At 43.3% G+C, this 13,942-nt stretch carries 15 protein-coding genes; 3 read left to right on the top strand and 12 right to left on the bottom strand.

Annotated elements, in window-relative coordinates; genetic code table 11:
* Positions 1-160: 160 nt before the first annotated feature.
* Both F458_RS18995 and F458_RS0103790 read left to right on the top strand, forming a co-directional pair.
* Positions 161-1,039: an MlaA family lipoprotein gene (locus tag F458_RS18995; RefSeq protein ID WP_051084983.1), complete on the top strand. Its 879-nt coding sequence runs from the start codon at positions 161-163 to the stop codon at positions 1,037-1,039.
* The gene (locus F458_RS0103790) at positions 1,029-3,464 is read left to right on the top strand and encodes an efflux RND transporter permease subunit (RefSeq protein WP_018982050.1); all 2,436 of its coding nucleotides are present in this window, start codon (positions 1,029-1,031) and stop codon (positions 3,462-3,464) included. Before F458_RS18995 ends, F458_RS0103790 begins: the two co-directional genes overlap by 11 nt.
* A 658-nt stretch (positions 3,465-4,122) precedes the next feature.
* Here F458_RS0103790 and F458_RS0103785 read toward each other — a convergent pair.
* Entirely contained in the window at positions 4,123-4,350 is a 228-nt protein-coding gene (locus F458_RS0103785) for a hypothetical protein (RefSeq protein ID WP_018982049.1), read from the bottom strand.
* 22 nt (positions 4,351-4,372) lie between these two features.
* On the bottom strand, positions 4,373-4,549 hold the full coding sequence (locus F458_RS20375) for a DUF1328 domain-containing protein (protein WP_018982048.1): 177 nt from the start codon (positions 4,547-4,549) through the stop codon (positions 4,373-4,375).
* Positions 4,550-4,791: 242 nt separating this feature from the next.
* Here F458_RS20375 and yfbR point away from each other — a divergent pair, with 242 nt between their 5' ends.
* Positions 4,792-5,430, top strand: coding sequence for a 5'-deoxynucleotidase (gene yfbR / locus F458_RS0103775; RefSeq protein ID WP_026294465.1), 639 nt, complete (start codon positions 4,792-4,794; stop codon positions 5,428-5,430).
* A 70-nt stretch (positions 5,431-5,500) separates the two neighbouring features.
* Here yfbR and F458_RS0103770 read toward each other — a convergent pair whose 3' ends face one another.
* The 10 genes from F458_RS0103770 to F458_RS0103725 all read right to left on the bottom strand — a co-directional run bounded on the left by F458_RS0103770 (position 5,501) and on the right by F458_RS0103725 (position 13,739).
* The gene (locus tag F458_RS0103770; protein ID WP_018982046.1) at positions 5,501-5,941 is read right to left on the bottom strand and encodes a DUF2383 domain-containing protein; all 441 of its coding nucleotides are present in this window, start codon (positions 5,939-5,941) and stop codon (positions 5,501-5,503) included.
* 316 nt (positions 5,942-6,257) lie between these two features.
* A complete protein-coding gene (locus F458_RS0103765) occupies positions 6,258-6,833 on the bottom strand; it encodes a CC0125/CC1285 family lipoprotein (protein WP_018982045.1) in 576 nt (191 codons plus the stop codon).
* 10 nt (positions 6,834-6,843) lie between these two features.
* Entirely contained in the window at positions 6,844-7,095 is a 252-nt protein-coding gene (locus F458_RS0103760; protein WP_018982044.1) for a hypothetical protein, read from the bottom strand.
* 1 nt (position 7,096) lies between these two features.
* The gene (locus F458_RS0103755) at positions 7,097-7,597 is read right to left on the bottom strand and encodes a hypothetical protein (RefSeq protein ID WP_156824151.1); all 501 of its coding nucleotides are present in this window, start codon (positions 7,595-7,597) and stop codon (positions 7,097-7,099) included.
* Positions 7,598-7,615: 18 nt separating this feature from the next.
* Positions 7,616-7,960 carry a hypothetical protein gene (locus F458_RS0103750; RefSeq protein WP_018982042.1) on the bottom strand — a complete coding sequence of 115 codons (345 nt, stop codon included), beginning with the start codon at positions 7,958-7,960 and terminating at the stop codon, positions 7,616-7,618.
* Positions 7,961-8,128: 168 nt separating this feature from the next.
* Positions 8,129-10,180: a response regulator gene (locus F458_RS0103745; protein ID WP_018982041.1), complete on the bottom strand. Its 2,052-nt coding sequence runs from the start codon at positions 10,178-10,180 to the stop codon at positions 8,129-8,131.
* Between the two features lie 22 nt (positions 10,181-10,202).
* Positions 10,203-10,655, bottom strand: a complete 453-nt coding sequence (locus F458_RS0103740; RefSeq protein WP_018982040.1) for a response regulator — start codon at positions 10,653-10,655, stop codon at positions 10,203-10,205.
* On the bottom strand, positions 10,645-12,159 hold the full coding sequence (locus F458_RS0103735; RefSeq protein WP_018982039.1) for a sensor histidine kinase: 1,515 nt from the start codon (positions 12,157-12,159) through the stop codon (positions 10,645-10,647). The genes F458_RS0103740 and F458_RS0103735 overlap by 11 nt, the downstream gene beginning before the upstream one ends.
* Before the next feature lie 3 nt (positions 12,160-12,162).
* Complete coding sequence (locus F458_RS0103730) at positions 12,163-12,390, bottom strand: hypothetical protein (protein WP_018982038.1); 228 nt, start codon at positions 12,388-12,390, stop codon at positions 12,163-12,165.
* A gap of 14 nt (positions 12,391-12,404) precedes the next feature.
* On the bottom strand, positions 12,405-13,739 hold the full coding sequence (locus F458_RS0103725) for a sigma-54-dependent transcriptional regulator (RefSeq protein ID WP_018982037.1): 1,335 nt from the start codon (positions 13,737-13,739) through the stop codon (positions 12,405-12,407).
* Positions 13,740-13,942 lie beyond the last annotated feature (203 nt).

Genomic DNA, 13,942 nt, shown 5'->3' with positions numbered 1-13,942 from the left:
CTAACCCTCGCACAAGTTAGTAAGCAAATTACCCTGCTGAATCAAATATCAAGGGTCGAAACGATCATAAATTGAATTACTGCTGTATTATTCAAAAGCTTACCCGGTACAGCTGTATTGGTGTACGCATCGTACAGCATATATAAAAAGGATTGGTACGTTGAAAAGTCAGTTATCCAGACATTTGTTGATGTCAATTTTGTTTATATTTACAACGGCCTGCAGCACCACAGAGCCGCCTTCTGAGCCCTCAGAACAAACGGCTCCACACGAGCAGAAGAAACTTGCTGATCGGCTCAGTGCTGGTGAGGACGTTGAAGTTCAGACCAGCCAAGGAAGTATTAATGTTTCACCAAATGTTGTCGCAATCACCGATGCAGGCACTGATAACTCCCCCGGCAATCCGCCGGTCTATAATGACCCCTGGGAAGATTTCAACAGAGCCATTTTTGCATTTAATAACACCACGTACGAATATGTTCTGAATCCGGCCGCTGAGGGTTATCGTTTTATAGTGCCCGCCGTAGCACGAGACAAAATTGGCAATGCGTTTAATAATATTCGTGAACCACTCAATTTACTAAGTAATGCTGCGGCGGGTCAGTTTAATGAAGCCGGCGCCAATTTAAGCCGATTTGTTATCAATTCGACGCTGGGCGTATTTGGCTTGTTTGACCCTGCTGACCATTGGTTTGATATCAAGCCCCATAAGCAGACAATAGCGGATACGCTTGCTTTTTATGATATCAGCGCTGGCCCGTATCTGGTATTGCCCATTTTAGGCCCGGGGGATTCACGAGGCGCAGTATCGCTGTTCACCGAGGGAGTTATTCACCCAGTGAATTATTTTGTGGATGCACCAGCCTCATACGGCATTCGCGCATTCGACGGGTTTGACGATTACTCTGGCCAGGCCGAAATTTACGAATCCCTTTATCAAAAAGCAGAAGATCCGTACATCTATTTCAGAAATCAATATATTCAGGGACAGCGCAGAGATGAGTACTTCCAGTACAAGCAAAGCAACAATGATAACTAAGCTTGCAACGGCGATTGTTCGCGCACGCTGGTTGATTATTTTAACGTTTGCTGCGCTGGTTGCATTTTTTGCTTATCAGATAACCAATTTCAGAATTGATGCCTCAGCAGATACATTGCTGGTCAAAAATAATACTTTGTACATACAAAATCAGGTGGTCAATCAGACTTTCTCGCCCGATGAGTTTATTTTGCTTGCGTATGAGCCAAAGGGCCATGAGCTATTCAGTAATCAAACATTTGACGACATACAATCCCTCTCCGATGAAATAAAAAAATTAGAGAGGGTAAAAAGTGTTACTTCAATATTAACTGTCCCCCTCATTAATGACACCTCTGCGCTGACTGGCGATACCGATGTTAATGCACTGACCTGGCAGCAACAACGATATAGTCCTGAGCAAATGGAAACACTCATCGAAGGTCATCCAATCTTTACCGACTTACTGATTAATAAGCAGGGGACAGCCACCGCGATACAGATTGTATTTGAAGAAAACAGTGAGCTGGCTGGTATTGAAGAACAAATTACCAGTATTCAAAAGCAAGCTCTCACAGGTAATCTTACCGATGAGCAACAGGCAAAAATCAACGCACTTCAGGCTCAGGCAGATCCGATAAGACAACAACTTTCTACTGTCAGAGAAAAAGAGATTGACCAACTCAATGAGATTACTCAAACCGTCGAAACAAGAGCAAATACCTACATGGGAGGCTCTTATGTGGTTGGGCAGCACCTCATTGATATTATCCAGTCGGACTTAAAAATGTTTGGTAGCGCTATCGCTATCGTCGTTGCACTTTTGTTGTTGCTGCTATTCCGTACTATCCGGTGGGTCATTTTCCCCTTGGGTGCTTGTGCGGTTAGCGTTACATTGACCATGGGCTTGTTTGGCTGGCTGGATATGCGCACCACTGTCATATCAGCTAATTTTGTTGCTCTTCAGTTGATTCTCACGCTGGCGGTAATGATTCATCTTATCGGTGCGTATCGGGAAATCAGCAGAGATAATCCTGACCTTAATCAATCTCAGCGCATCATCGAAACCCTCAAAGAAAAGCTGTCGCCCTGTTTTTACGCCACCCTGACTACGTCGGTGGGATTCGGCTCATTAATCTTTAGTGGCTTACAACCGGTGGTTGATTTTGGCTACATGATGTTAAGCGCCATGGGTATAACCATGATTGTCAGTTTATTGTTGTTTCCCGCGCTATTAACTATGTTGTCCGCAAAACAGGAAACATCGGAATATCAATTTATTACCGGTATCTTAGGTTACTTACGCAGAATGAATCTTGCTGCACCAAAAACAGTGATCATAACCATCCTGGTACTGTTTTTAGGTACTGCGGCTGGGATCACGCGACTGAATGTAGAAAATTCATTCATCGATTATTTTGCGAAGGATACCACTGTTTATCAGGAGCTGGCATTCGTTGATCAAGAGTTTGGCGGCTCTACACCGTTAGACATTATCCTTGATATTGGACAGTCAGATGACAAACAGCAATTAGTATTATCAGCTAAAACTGTCGGACAATTACAATTAGTTCAGGCCGCTGTTGAAGCATTCGAAGCGACTGGCAGTGTTACCAGTGTGGTTAATTTCACTGAATTAGCGAAAGATCTCAACGGTGGCAAACCGCTTACTGAGTATGAATTAACAACCATATATCGGTTGTTAGACGAGAAAGTGGCTAATCAATTAATTGGGTCATATTTTTCTGCAGAAGATAAGCAACTTCGCATGTCGGTTCGCATTCAGGATACCACTGAAGGGCTAGAACGGGACAAATTGCTGGATAACCTTAAAAACGATATTCAGGCGGTAGGCGTTGCTAAAGATGATGTCACTTTGACAAACTTATTCGTTCTTTATCAGGATATCCTGGGCAGATTGTTCGATTCGCAAATAACAACCCTAGGCATAGTTTACATAGTGCTGGGTCTGGTGTTGCTAATGATATTCCGGTCACTCAAAATAGCGTTGATAGCACTTGTTCCTAACGTATTAACAACGCTGGGTATCCTGGGGCTGATTGGCTGGCTGGGCATGCCGTTGGACATAATGACTATCACTATTGCGGCTATCGCAATGGGTATAGCTGTGGATGATACCATTCATTTTCTTCATGCCTGGCTGCAGGGCAGAAAGGAGGGGAGTGCACGCACTCAGGCAGAGCGTGCAAGTACAGCCGCATTCGGGCATACGGGCTTGGCGCTCTTGTTTACCACTACCATAATAGCGGTAGGGTTTTCACTCTTTGGCTTTTCAAATTTTATACCCAGCGTAAACTTTGGTTTTCTTACAGCAACAGCCATGATCATGGCTTTGGTCACTGACGTTACGCTATTACCGGTCCTGTTGAATAAATTCGTTGCTAAAGACAGCGCTGATGCATCTGAGCAAGACGTTAAGACGTAAGCAAGCCTTTTGGGCACATGCCATATCGGTACGCAAAAGGCCGGTATGGTGCGTTCATAGGGCGAGATATCGCACCATAGTACTTATCGCACGCCAGAAATATAGCCATCAAGCTAATCGCAGATTTTACTCACTAGATAAACATAACATCGATATGCAAATGAACTTTTCAGCGAGCCAAGACCGCGATTTGCAACGCAATCACCTATCTTCATACTTGTCATTTAATTGATAGCGCTTCAGGTAAGCTGTTAAAGCGTTAATCTATACTAGCTTTCATACTAACTTCATGCGGCGATAGCATTCCACCAAAGACTCTTTCTATCCTCGGTATCCCACCTTTTGTTTAAAAAGTAACGGGGCAACTGCATTGGCTCAGGAGATTCGGCGCATTTTAAAGGTGTATCTGGAAGTTGCTTCGAACGCTTGTAAAACGCTATGGATTTAACTTTGAAAGGGGTAAATCAAACATTGATACAGCGTCTGACAGTCATACCGCGACCATAAATAATTAATTAATGGTCACTGACCGTTTTACATTGTGGTAACCCACGTTTAAATGTAGGGGGAATGTTTTTCTGTTTGCTTGAACTTCCGGCAATTATTAACCACAAAAAAACCCGGCAATGCCGGGTTTTTCATTATTCACAAGAGAAGATTAACAATCGTCGTCTTCTGCTTCCATACCTTCTTTAACATCTTCACAGGTATCTTCTACCGCGTTGCCTGCATCTTCCATAGACTCATCAAGCTCTTCGCCTGCTTCCGTCATGGTTTCATCAAGCTCTTCACCTGCGTTTTCCGCGCCGCCATCATCACAGGCTGCTACAGATAATGCAAAACTTGCTACGAAAAGTGTTTTTAATAAATTCTTGTACGACATCATAGTCCTTGCTCCTAAATCTTAGTTATACTTTCGGCGATTTGCCGCGTAATGCATTAGCAATTAACGAAATTACCAATAGCGCTACAAAAACGAAAAACAAAAACTGGGCAATGCCTGTCGCTGCGCCTGCAATGCCACCGAAGCCAAAAACCGCTGCAATAATGGCAATAATGAAAAATGTAATAGCCCAACCTAGCATGAGTTTATCCTCGTTCTGCTTCCATTGAATGTCATCCTAAATAATGCTGGATTTGTGCCAATGGTTAACCTATTGATAAATATCGGTTTTATAATGTATTCTTGTAGAAAAATACAAATTAATCATCACTCTTACAAGTGATTTGCACTTTTTACACGAATCAGACCAATTTTGTTCATTATGATGACCAATATTGTTCATCGCTGTTACACTATCCATCTTACTTATTTAAAAAAAATACCATGTCAAAACAGAACTCAGCATTCATTGGATTGATGCAACGTGCGCGGAATGTGAAACGATGGCCTCTGATGGCGCAGTTTCAGGAAGAAATGTTGTCGACACACGTTTACGAAGCATCGGTGGTAGCACATATGCTAGGTGCTATTGCCGCAGATGTCTTTAATGAGGATGTGGAACCCGACCGTGTGGCGACTATGGCGATATTTCATGAGGGTAGCGAAATTGCAGGTATGAGCGATATTCCCAGCCCTGTGAAATACCATGATCCTGAAACCACCACAGCAATAAAAAAACTAGAGCGTCGTTTTGAAAGCATGTTATTGCAAACCTTGCCTGATGCTCTGAAAGACAGATACCAACCGCTTATTCAGCAAGATAAAGAAGATATTCATGTAAGATTAGCCAAAGCCGCTGATGTATTGTGTGCATACCTGAAGTGTGAGTATGAGATGTCCAAATCGAACAACGAATTCTCAAATGCTCTGGAAGAAATGGAAATGCAACTACAAAAATATCGTGAGATGCATACTTGCGTGGATTATTTCTGTAAAACATTTCTTGAAGGAGCCAAGGGGACACTTGATGAGCAGACCAGAGATCTCGATTGGGTAAAAAACGCTAACGATACACATTTTTAATGGTCATGGAAGACCGCTTTATTAAAAAGCGGCGTTGTCATACTTCGTATAGATAACACTATTATGCAGTCTATATTGTGGCGTTTTGTAAACAATGTATTTCATCGTGACACTGTTGCATACGAGAGCGAATTCGCCGCAATTCACTCGCATAATGTTGTGGAAGCTCTTTCTCCAACGCAACATCTACAACGTGCAGAACATCGTTCTCCAATTCTTTTAGCTGTTCTAGGCATTTACGATTATCGGATGAATCCATACACTTACGAAGAATGCCATATTCATCGTGTAAGTGAAGGGCCCAGTCTGAATCTGTAGACCCATCGGCTTCTGGCATATATGGATTCAGCGCGGAAACTGCTTCTTGCTTTTCTTCAAGCATTCTTTTGAACATAGCCTGAGTACTTTGCGAGGTGACGTTTTGAACACCATCCTTGTAAAATTCAATACCACCTTTTAATACCTTTACAATGTCAGAAACCTTGTCAACATTATCAGGTAACTGATTCATGGTTTTCCCCTGTGAGAGAAATGTAGTTGCAAAAATAATATAAAGTTTATCCGATAAGCTAATGCATGAGTTATTCCAGGTTAAATAGTGCTTTTTGAATGTCTAAATTATAATAATTAAGAAAAAACAATAAGTTATCTAAGCCTATTGGTGGTTTGCTTAATTCGGGAATAAGGATTTTTTTTACATTGAGAAGATTTTTCTAAAAAGCCTGTAAAACAGAAGCGACGGCCATTTAAAATGCGGATCATTAATGTGCAACGAGTTTAATTTGGGAATATCTAAGACAAAATAAAAAAGCCGCTGGGCGGCTTTATTATTTTGTCTTTTGAGTCAACCGCTGAAGAAGGTCATCGACTTTAAATGCATTGTCCCCGACACTAACTTTGTTGTTTCCCATCCGAGCTACGACAGAATAGTAAATATCCTGAGACTTTCTTTTTTCTGTGCGAAGATCACTGTCGCTTGGCTCGAACGGCTGTGCAACATCGTTACAGCCTGACATAGTGCATTGTTCTTCTTTTAGTACTGGAGGCAACGTATTTTTCTGCTCGCGTACAATCCGCTGTGTAACATTTGCTTTTCTTTCCACATCTGTTTTTACAATTGCTACCCACTTATAGCCCTGCTGACTAGCTATTTCTGCGGCTCGAAAAAGGGTATATTCCTGTACGATATCCGCTGGTGTATCCTCAACAGCTTTGAACATCACACGATACTGCGTATCATCTAACTGAACACTGGAATAACCATAAGCATCATTACTTTTTGCCTCCTGATAAGGAGTAGGGCCTGATGCTGTGAAGCTACTGCATGCAAACAGTGATAAACTCAGTACTAACGCGCTAAGTAGCTTAATTCCCACAACCGATTCTCTTAAATTGTTTGGCATCTAATACCCGTTATCCGATAAAATTAAAAAACGCTGTACGCGCAAAAGACATCAGTGCGAATCGACGTTTAGATTTAGGATCACTGGTGGTTGCTCCCTTAAACGCCCCATAGCCAAATATACTCAGTAAAACCGATGGTTTTGCCATCACAAGTCTGCTTTTGTACTTAGCGTCTTCAGTTGCCTGATGGGCATCAAGTTTAATTTGGGTATAATTTAGATGCGCCTGCTGAACCGTCTTAAGTTCTTTACTCAAAAACATTCTATCGGTCCTCCTTTGATTCAGGGCCAGTTACCCCGGCTTCGCCTAACAAGGCGCTCATCAGCGGTCCAATGGTAACATGTTTATAACTGGTTAAGACCATTCTGACGAAGAACGCAATCATCACGCCGTTTAAAGCAAGCAACGCAAGGGTAGTTAATCCAAGGTGAACATCAGCCCTATCCAATGCGACACCAATTGCTGCGTTAATGACTATCCAACAGATACAGGATAATACAAATGCACCACCAAGACCGATGGCGGTAACTAACGCAGATTTTTTAAGAAGCAAAGTTTCGCTGTTCACAACATCGGAAAGTGCAGCGAGCTGCGCTTTTTTAATGGTTACAACGTCTTTATAGGCATCAAATGCCTCGCGAAAAGTGGTATCTTCTAAATCTGAATGATCGGGTATGCAGGCATATGCCCAGTCGGTGTCACGGGTAGGGCGAAAAGAAACAGGCCCATGGGGCCTGAATGATGCGTTTGTAAAATCTGCCATACCTGGCTGCATCTTAACTTACTTATTACGCAGTAGTGATGTAACTAACATGCCGGCTGCAAATGCAATCCCAGCAGTCGCTACCGGATTCTCAATGGCATACTTGCGAACACCAGAGGCTTGCCATTTTTTCTCTGCTAAGCGCTTGCGAGCGGCCATATTTTCTGCCGAGTCAGACGCTGTTGCGCGAAGATTCTCTTCAGCACGTCCTGCTGAATTTGCCAATTTATCTACTGAAGAATGTAGTGAATCCTGAATTTTATCTGTCATAGGGTGAGTCTTCTCCGTTGCGCCGTTTGAATGAGTTGAATCTGTCGTTCCTGTAGCTTTAACACCTGGTGTTGTCTTTGCCTGAGTAGCCATCCGGATCTCCTTGTTAACTGAATGTATGCATACAGATAAATGCAATCCATATACCACCGCAGAAATAATTAAATTATCTTTAAAAACAACTGGTTATTATGTGTGTTTTAAATCTTACAGAGAACGCGTAGTAAAAACTGCACAACTTTGTAATTCTTTCTTAATGGGTCAGGAGCTCATCAATATGGCTAAATCATCTTTACTAACCGGCTTTAACAAAGAGTGGGAGATATTGTGGGCGACCAAATCTTCAGCTTCGGGTTCACGTCCACTTACTACTACAATGGTCGTGTTTTGCAAATGTTGCTGTAATTCATCTGCCAAATCAAACCCATGGTAGTCAGGTAATGTCAGATCGAGCAGAATAAAATCAAAATTTTGTTGCTGTACTTCTTTAATGGCAGCATTGCCTGAGTTTGCGATCGCTACTTCATGTCCCTGATGGGCCAATAGCAACTGCATTAATTCAGCTGCATCCTGATCATCTTCAATCACCAGAACTTGTTTTTTAGCGGTTAGTTGATGCGAAGCTTTGGCTTTGTCAGTTATGTGTTCTTTCGTATTATTCACCGCAACATCATTTTCCTCGTCTTCATTAGATGTGGTGTCAGGTATCGAGCTCAACTCTGCCAAAGACGGAGTCATCGTCCTGATTAAATATTTGTCGAGAATCTGCATAAGTGCGTTTTTTTCAATAGGCTTTGCCACAATATCGTCAAATCCCTCGTCCATAAGTGATTGCCGCAAACCTTTGCGACTGGCCGCAGTGATGGCAACCACTGCCGTTTTACAATTGTGTTTGCGCATAGCCTTAAGTGAATCAATGCCATTCATCACTGGCATATGGATATCCATTAGTACCAAATGAAAAGGTTTGCCTTCTTGTTCGGCCATCAAGACAGCCTCCAGTGCTTTTACCCCATTTTCAGCGTAAGCAACCTGCGCGTGGCACTGGCTCACCATATGGCCTGTAAGACGACGAAGTTCCCTTAAATCATCAACTATAAGTACCCGGCCAGAAACGTGCAGATTCATTGCGCCAGGCGAGCGAGCACTTGGCACTGCAAGATTAAGTTCATCGCGGGATTGATTCCGGATATCACCCGGATCTATGTAAAAAGAAAATACACTGCCTTTACCGAATGTGGAGTCGACCGCAATATCGCCACCCATTTTATGCACTAGTTCACGGCATATAGCCAGCCCGAGCCCTGCGCCCCCATGATTAGCTCGCATCACATCTTCAATTTGCTCAAAGGGATGGAAGATGTCATCAAGCTTATCCGGATGCATCCCAATTCCTGAGTCTTTGACACTAAACCTCAGGTACTCGCTCTGGGTTTTATCGCCAACGAAGACCTCAATCGAGATATCGATACTGCCGGCATCGGTAAACTTTACGGCATTACTGATGAGATTAATCAAAACCTGTCGTAGACGGGTAGGGTCAGCTTTGATAATTTCCGGCAGCGGAGTCTTACCATTTATAGATAAGCGCAACCCCTTATCCTTGGCGGCCAGGTTCATCAGGGAGTGTACGTCGGTCATAAAGCCGGAAAGATTGATGTCTTTAGGCGATAACTCCAGCTTATTTGCCATGATGCGGGACATATCCAGCAAATCATTTAGTAAACTTAATAGATGCTTGCCGTTGGTATGAATAATGGAAAGCTCTTGCTCCATCCTATCATTACCTTTGTCATCCAACAGAAGTTCGGTATATCCGAGAATGGATGTTAGGGGAGTGCGCAACTCGTGACCGAGATGAGCCAGAAATTTATCTTTAGCTTTATTCTGCTGTTCTACCTTGTGCCGCTCAATCCGCTCGTTTTCGATTTCACGCCGTACCATAGCGTAACGCATAGTACGCATGAATCGAGGCGTTTCTATTTCACTCTTAGTGAGATAATCAGCGGCGCCCGCTCGCATAACCATCTCATCCACTTTCGCATCAGACTGACCCGTAAGAATGACGACCGGAATGCTGATACCCTTGGACTTGATAACGTTTAGCACATCGAGCGCGTTTTCAGCACCAAGCACATAGTCAAGAAGACAAATATCAAAAAGTTTGCAACGGAAAGCTGCTACTGCCTCGGTGCTGTTAGTTACCCAGGTAATATCGAAGCGGGGTTCTTTGCATTGCGATAAGTAATCCGCCGTAAGGAAGTAGTCATCTTCATCATCTTCAATTAGAAGTACGCGGATTACATCAGTCACAGCTTATCCTAGTATTTATTGCTCAGTCGTGGGGCAGTTCGACAAATTCAATCCAATAACGCCCAAGCGCACGCATTAAATCTACCAAACCGTCGAAGTTAACCGGTTTTGTGATATAGGATGCACACCCTAAATCGTAACCGCGTAACATATCTTCTTCTTCCTTTGAGGTAGTTAGGATCACCACAGGTATGCTGCGCAGGGCCGGGTCTGACTTAATTTCCTGTAATGCTTCTCTGCCGTCCATTCTTGGCATATTCAGGTCAAGCAAAATCAGGCTAGGACGAGGTGAATCTGCAGGGTCACTATATTTACCTTCACGGCGCAAAAATTCCAGTAGCTCCACACCATCTTCTACACAGAATAAATTATTGAGAACGCGACTTTCTTTGAGCGCGTCCAAGGTCAACAAACGATCATCCTCATCATCGTCAGCCATCAAGATATTGATTGGCAAAGCCTCTTTAGCTGTCATTATTTACAACTCCTGAACTGGAAGTATTAGCGAATGGTTCACCATTCACCGGTATTACAATAGCGAACCTCGCCCCTTTGCCAGGTTCACTGGTCGCTTTAATATGACCATTATGTCGTTCGACTATGCGTCGACAAACGGCCAGTCCAATACCTGTCCCTTTATACGCACTTCGGCCATGAAGTCTTTGAAAAGGCGCAAATATTTTTTCTGCAAAGGATTGATCAAAGCCGATCCCGTTATCTTCTATGGTAATCGTCTTCCAATCAAACTCATCCACCTGATGCAGTCCGGTTAATTCACTTTCATCCGATGGCCTGGAAGAAATCTTAATAACCGGGCTAACATTTTCTTGTTTAAATTTAAGTGCGTTTGATACTAAATTGAGCAAGAGTTGATCGATTTGAGTTTTATCACCATGGATAACAGGTAACGTAGATACTTCCACCGTCGCATTTGTTTCTTCAATAACGATCTCAAGATCATCTAAAACCGATGCGACCACCGCATTGAGATCGACTTCTGAGAATTCTTTTCCGCGGGTGGAAACTCGGGAAAAAGACAGTAAATCGCTGATAAGCATGGACATCCTTTCGGCGGCGTTAAGCATTCGATTAAGAAAATCTCTGCCACGCTCATCAATTACGTCGCCATATCCGTCTTCAATCCGATTACCAAACGCGCGAATTTTGCGTAGTGGTTCCTGCAAATCATGCGACGCTACAAAGGCAAAATCCTCTAATTCGCGATTACTTCGGCCCAGTTCATCGGAATAGATTTGAAGTTCCTGGGTACGCTGTGCGATTTTATGCTCCAATTCTTCATTAATATCTTCTAATACCCGCTGATGCCGAAGATTCTCACGCATATTTATTTTGAGCAGAACAAAAATAGCCACAATCAAAAACGCTGTGGTCACGCCCGATATAATCAAGGTGTTCACAGAATCTCGCCGCAACTTCATAAGGTTAGCCAGATGTTCACCCTGCACAGTACGTTCAGATTCATCAATCTGAGAGAAGAGCGTTTCAAATCGGTCGTAAAGACGCAACCCCCGATCAGATTTTACCAGCTGAATGGCTTGCTCAAAATCTCCCTCCCGCGCTAAGTTGACTGTCAGTGCCATGTCATCAAGCTTTTTCCGACTAAGGTTAATCAGCTTTTCTATATTTGTTATCTGTCTGGGGAAGTCAGAAAATTCTGCGCTTTGTTCAGCCTCATTGATAAGGCCTTCCATACGCAACAGCGTTTTGTTGTAGTCACTCAGATAGACATCATCTTCGGTAAGTAAATAGCCGCGTTTGCTTGATTCAGCACGTAGCACGCCCATATGAAGATTATTGATAGCATTAATGACACGGGTGGTGGTGAATAATCTGGCCTCAAGTGCCGCCAGTTCGTCCAGGGTGCTAATGACATAGAACGCGTTGCCGGTGATAACAAAAATGACCACACCAACCAGGATGATCCAACTATAAATGGATTGTATTGCTCTGTTAAGCATGAATTAAGATTCCGACTGCGAATCGCTTAACGCATCCATCATTTGTGTCAGCGCGTCACTGCAATCCTTAGTACTAACAATTATTTTGTCCAAAGCCTCTTTGGCACGCTCCACTGGCACATCCCCGTCGAGAGCCATCTTTACCAGCTCTGCCTGCATAGAGATTCGATTAAGTGGCTTTCTGGCATCATGGACATGTGCCGCTACCGCGGCAAACTCTTTATCATTCATAATGTTTCAAATACCTAATCGTCTTTGCTCAGGTCACCATATGCATGTAAACGGTTGTAAAGCGTTTTGGTGCTTATGCCGAGCATTTCTGCTGCCAGGGTTTTATTTCCGTTTACCTTTTCCAGCGTGGCATAAATTAACTCTTTTTCCACATCTTCAATGGTACGTCCGGCTTGAAGAGCAGGGGTGGTAGACTGTTTCTTAGCGAACGGCGATTCGATAGTTTTAGGTAAGTCCAGTTCCGTCTTATCGGGGTCACTCATGATTGCTGCCCGATGTACAAAATGGCGCAATTCGCGCACATTACCAGGCCAGTCATATTCCTTTAAGGTTTCCAGCTGTCCTTCTTTCCAGCGGAACTGCGTTTCGTTTTCTCGATTCAACTCGTCTATGAATGCGGTAGCCAACAACGCAATGTCCTCTTTGCGTTCACGCAATGGAGGAATGGTGATGGGGAATACAGCCAATCTGAAATAAATATCTTCCCGTAGAACCTTACTTTCAGCAATGGCTTCCATGGTGCGGTTAGTGGCTGAAACGACCCGGCAGTTAACCGGGATTGTTTTGGTCCCGCCAACACGGATGACAACTTTATTTTCCAAAACGCGAAGCAGGTTAGGCTGCATGTCGATGGGCATTTCAGTAATTTCATCTAAGAAGAGGGTACCGTTCTCTGCTTGTTCAAATACACCAGACTTGCGGCCAACAGCGCCTGTAAAAGCGCCTTTTTCGTGACCAAATAACTCACTGCCGATCAATTCTTTGGAAAATGCGCCGCAGTTAGTAGCAATGTAAGGGCCTTCGACATCGGAAGCAGCATGAATGGCTTCGGCAACAACCTCTTTACCTACTCCACTCTCGCCAAGCAGCATAACATTAGCACTGGTGCGACTAACCCGCTCAATCAACTTGTAGAGCTCTTTCATCGACTTGGATTCGCCGATAAGATGGCCAAAGTACTTTTTGATCTTTGACCCAGTGCTTTGCGCCTGAATATCAGTTTTACCGGCCAGCACGGCCTCAATTTCTTCGCGCTGAATGGGCTTAACAAGATAATCTATATTGGGGCCACATAATCCTTTAATGATACCGCGCACCGATGGGTGGCCGGTTATCAGGGTCACCCGCGGGCGCTTGCCCAGAGCGTCTAGCTCATCAAATAAATGAACGCCACTTCCATCGGGCAACATGAAGTCTAAAAGAACATGGTCAAAACTTTCTTTTGTTAACCAATCCCGGGCTTCTTCAAGATTTGCTGCGGTCAGTACTTCGTGACCTAAAAATTCAATAATCGTGCAGGCGACATCAGTAAATTCAGGGTCATCGTCAACGAGTAAAACAGTTAACACAAATATTTACCTTGGTTCAATTGCTTTGCCAATAAGTAAATTACTTATCTTTAATGCAATAAGATCAGTTCGAATGCGTGTCAGTATAACGATAATGGATTGATATGGATACAGTCTTCTGCGCTGACATATTGTTGGCACAATAATCGCTTACGAATATTACATAATAGTAATTTTAATTAACAGGTAATTGCTAATGATAA

It is taken from the genome of Salinimonas chungwhensis DSM 16280, assembly GCF_000378185.1.
GTDB classification, from domain to species: domain Bacteria; phylum Pseudomonadota; class Gammaproteobacteria; order Enterobacterales; family Alteromonadaceae; genus Alteromonas; species Alteromonas chungwhensis.
This window is presented reverse-complemented; position numbering and strand designations above follow the sequence as displayed.

Excerpts from the sequence above, each read along its gene's own strand:
- yfbR (WP_026294465.1), top strand. The coding sequence starts at position 4,792 with ATGTCAAAACAGAACTCAGCATTCATTGGATTGATGCAACGTGCGCGG.
- F458_RS0103740 (WP_018982040.1), bottom strand. The coding sequence starts at position 10,655 with ATGACAGCTAAAGAGGCTTTGCCAATCAATATCTTGATGGCTGACGAT.
- F458_RS0103755 (WP_156824151.1), bottom strand. The coding sequence starts at position 7,597 with ATGGCAGATTTTACAAACGCATCATTCAGGCCCCATGGGCCTGTTTCT.
- F458_RS0103785 (WP_018982049.1), bottom strand. The coding sequence starts at position 4,350 with ATGATGTCGTACAAGAATTTATTAAAAACACTTTTCGTAGCAAGTTTT.
- F458_RS20375 (WP_018982048.1), bottom strand. The coding sequence starts at position 4,549 with ATGCTAGGTTGGGCTATTACATTTTTCATTATTGCCATTATTGCAGCG.
- F458_RS0103765 (WP_018982045.1), bottom strand. The coding sequence starts at position 6,833 with ATGCCAAACAATTTAAGAGAATCGGTTGTGGGAATTAAGCTACTTAGC.
- F458_RS0103770 (WP_018982046.1), bottom strand. The coding sequence starts at position 5,941 with ATGAATCAGTTACCTGATAATGTTGACAAGGTTTCTGACATTGTAAAG.
- F458_RS0103790 (WP_018982050.1), top strand. The coding sequence starts at position 1,029 with ATGATAACTAAGCTTGCAACGGCGATTGTTCGCGCACGCTGGTTGATT.
- F458_RS0103750 (WP_018982042.1), bottom strand. The coding sequence starts at position 7,960 with ATGGCTACTCAGGCAAAGACAACACCAGGTGTTAAAGCTACAGGAACG.
- F458_RS0103760 (WP_018982044.1), bottom strand. The coding sequence starts at position 7,095 with ATGTTTTTGAGTAAAGAACTTAAGACGGTTCAGCAGGCGCATCTAAAT.
- F458_RS0103735 (WP_018982039.1), bottom strand. The coding sequence starts at position 12,159 with ATGCTTAACAGAGCAATACAATCCATTTATAGTTGGATCATCCTGGTT.
- F458_RS0103730 (WP_018982038.1), bottom strand. The coding sequence starts at position 12,390 with ATGAATGATAAAGAGTTTGCCGCGGTAGCGGCACATGTCCATGATGCC.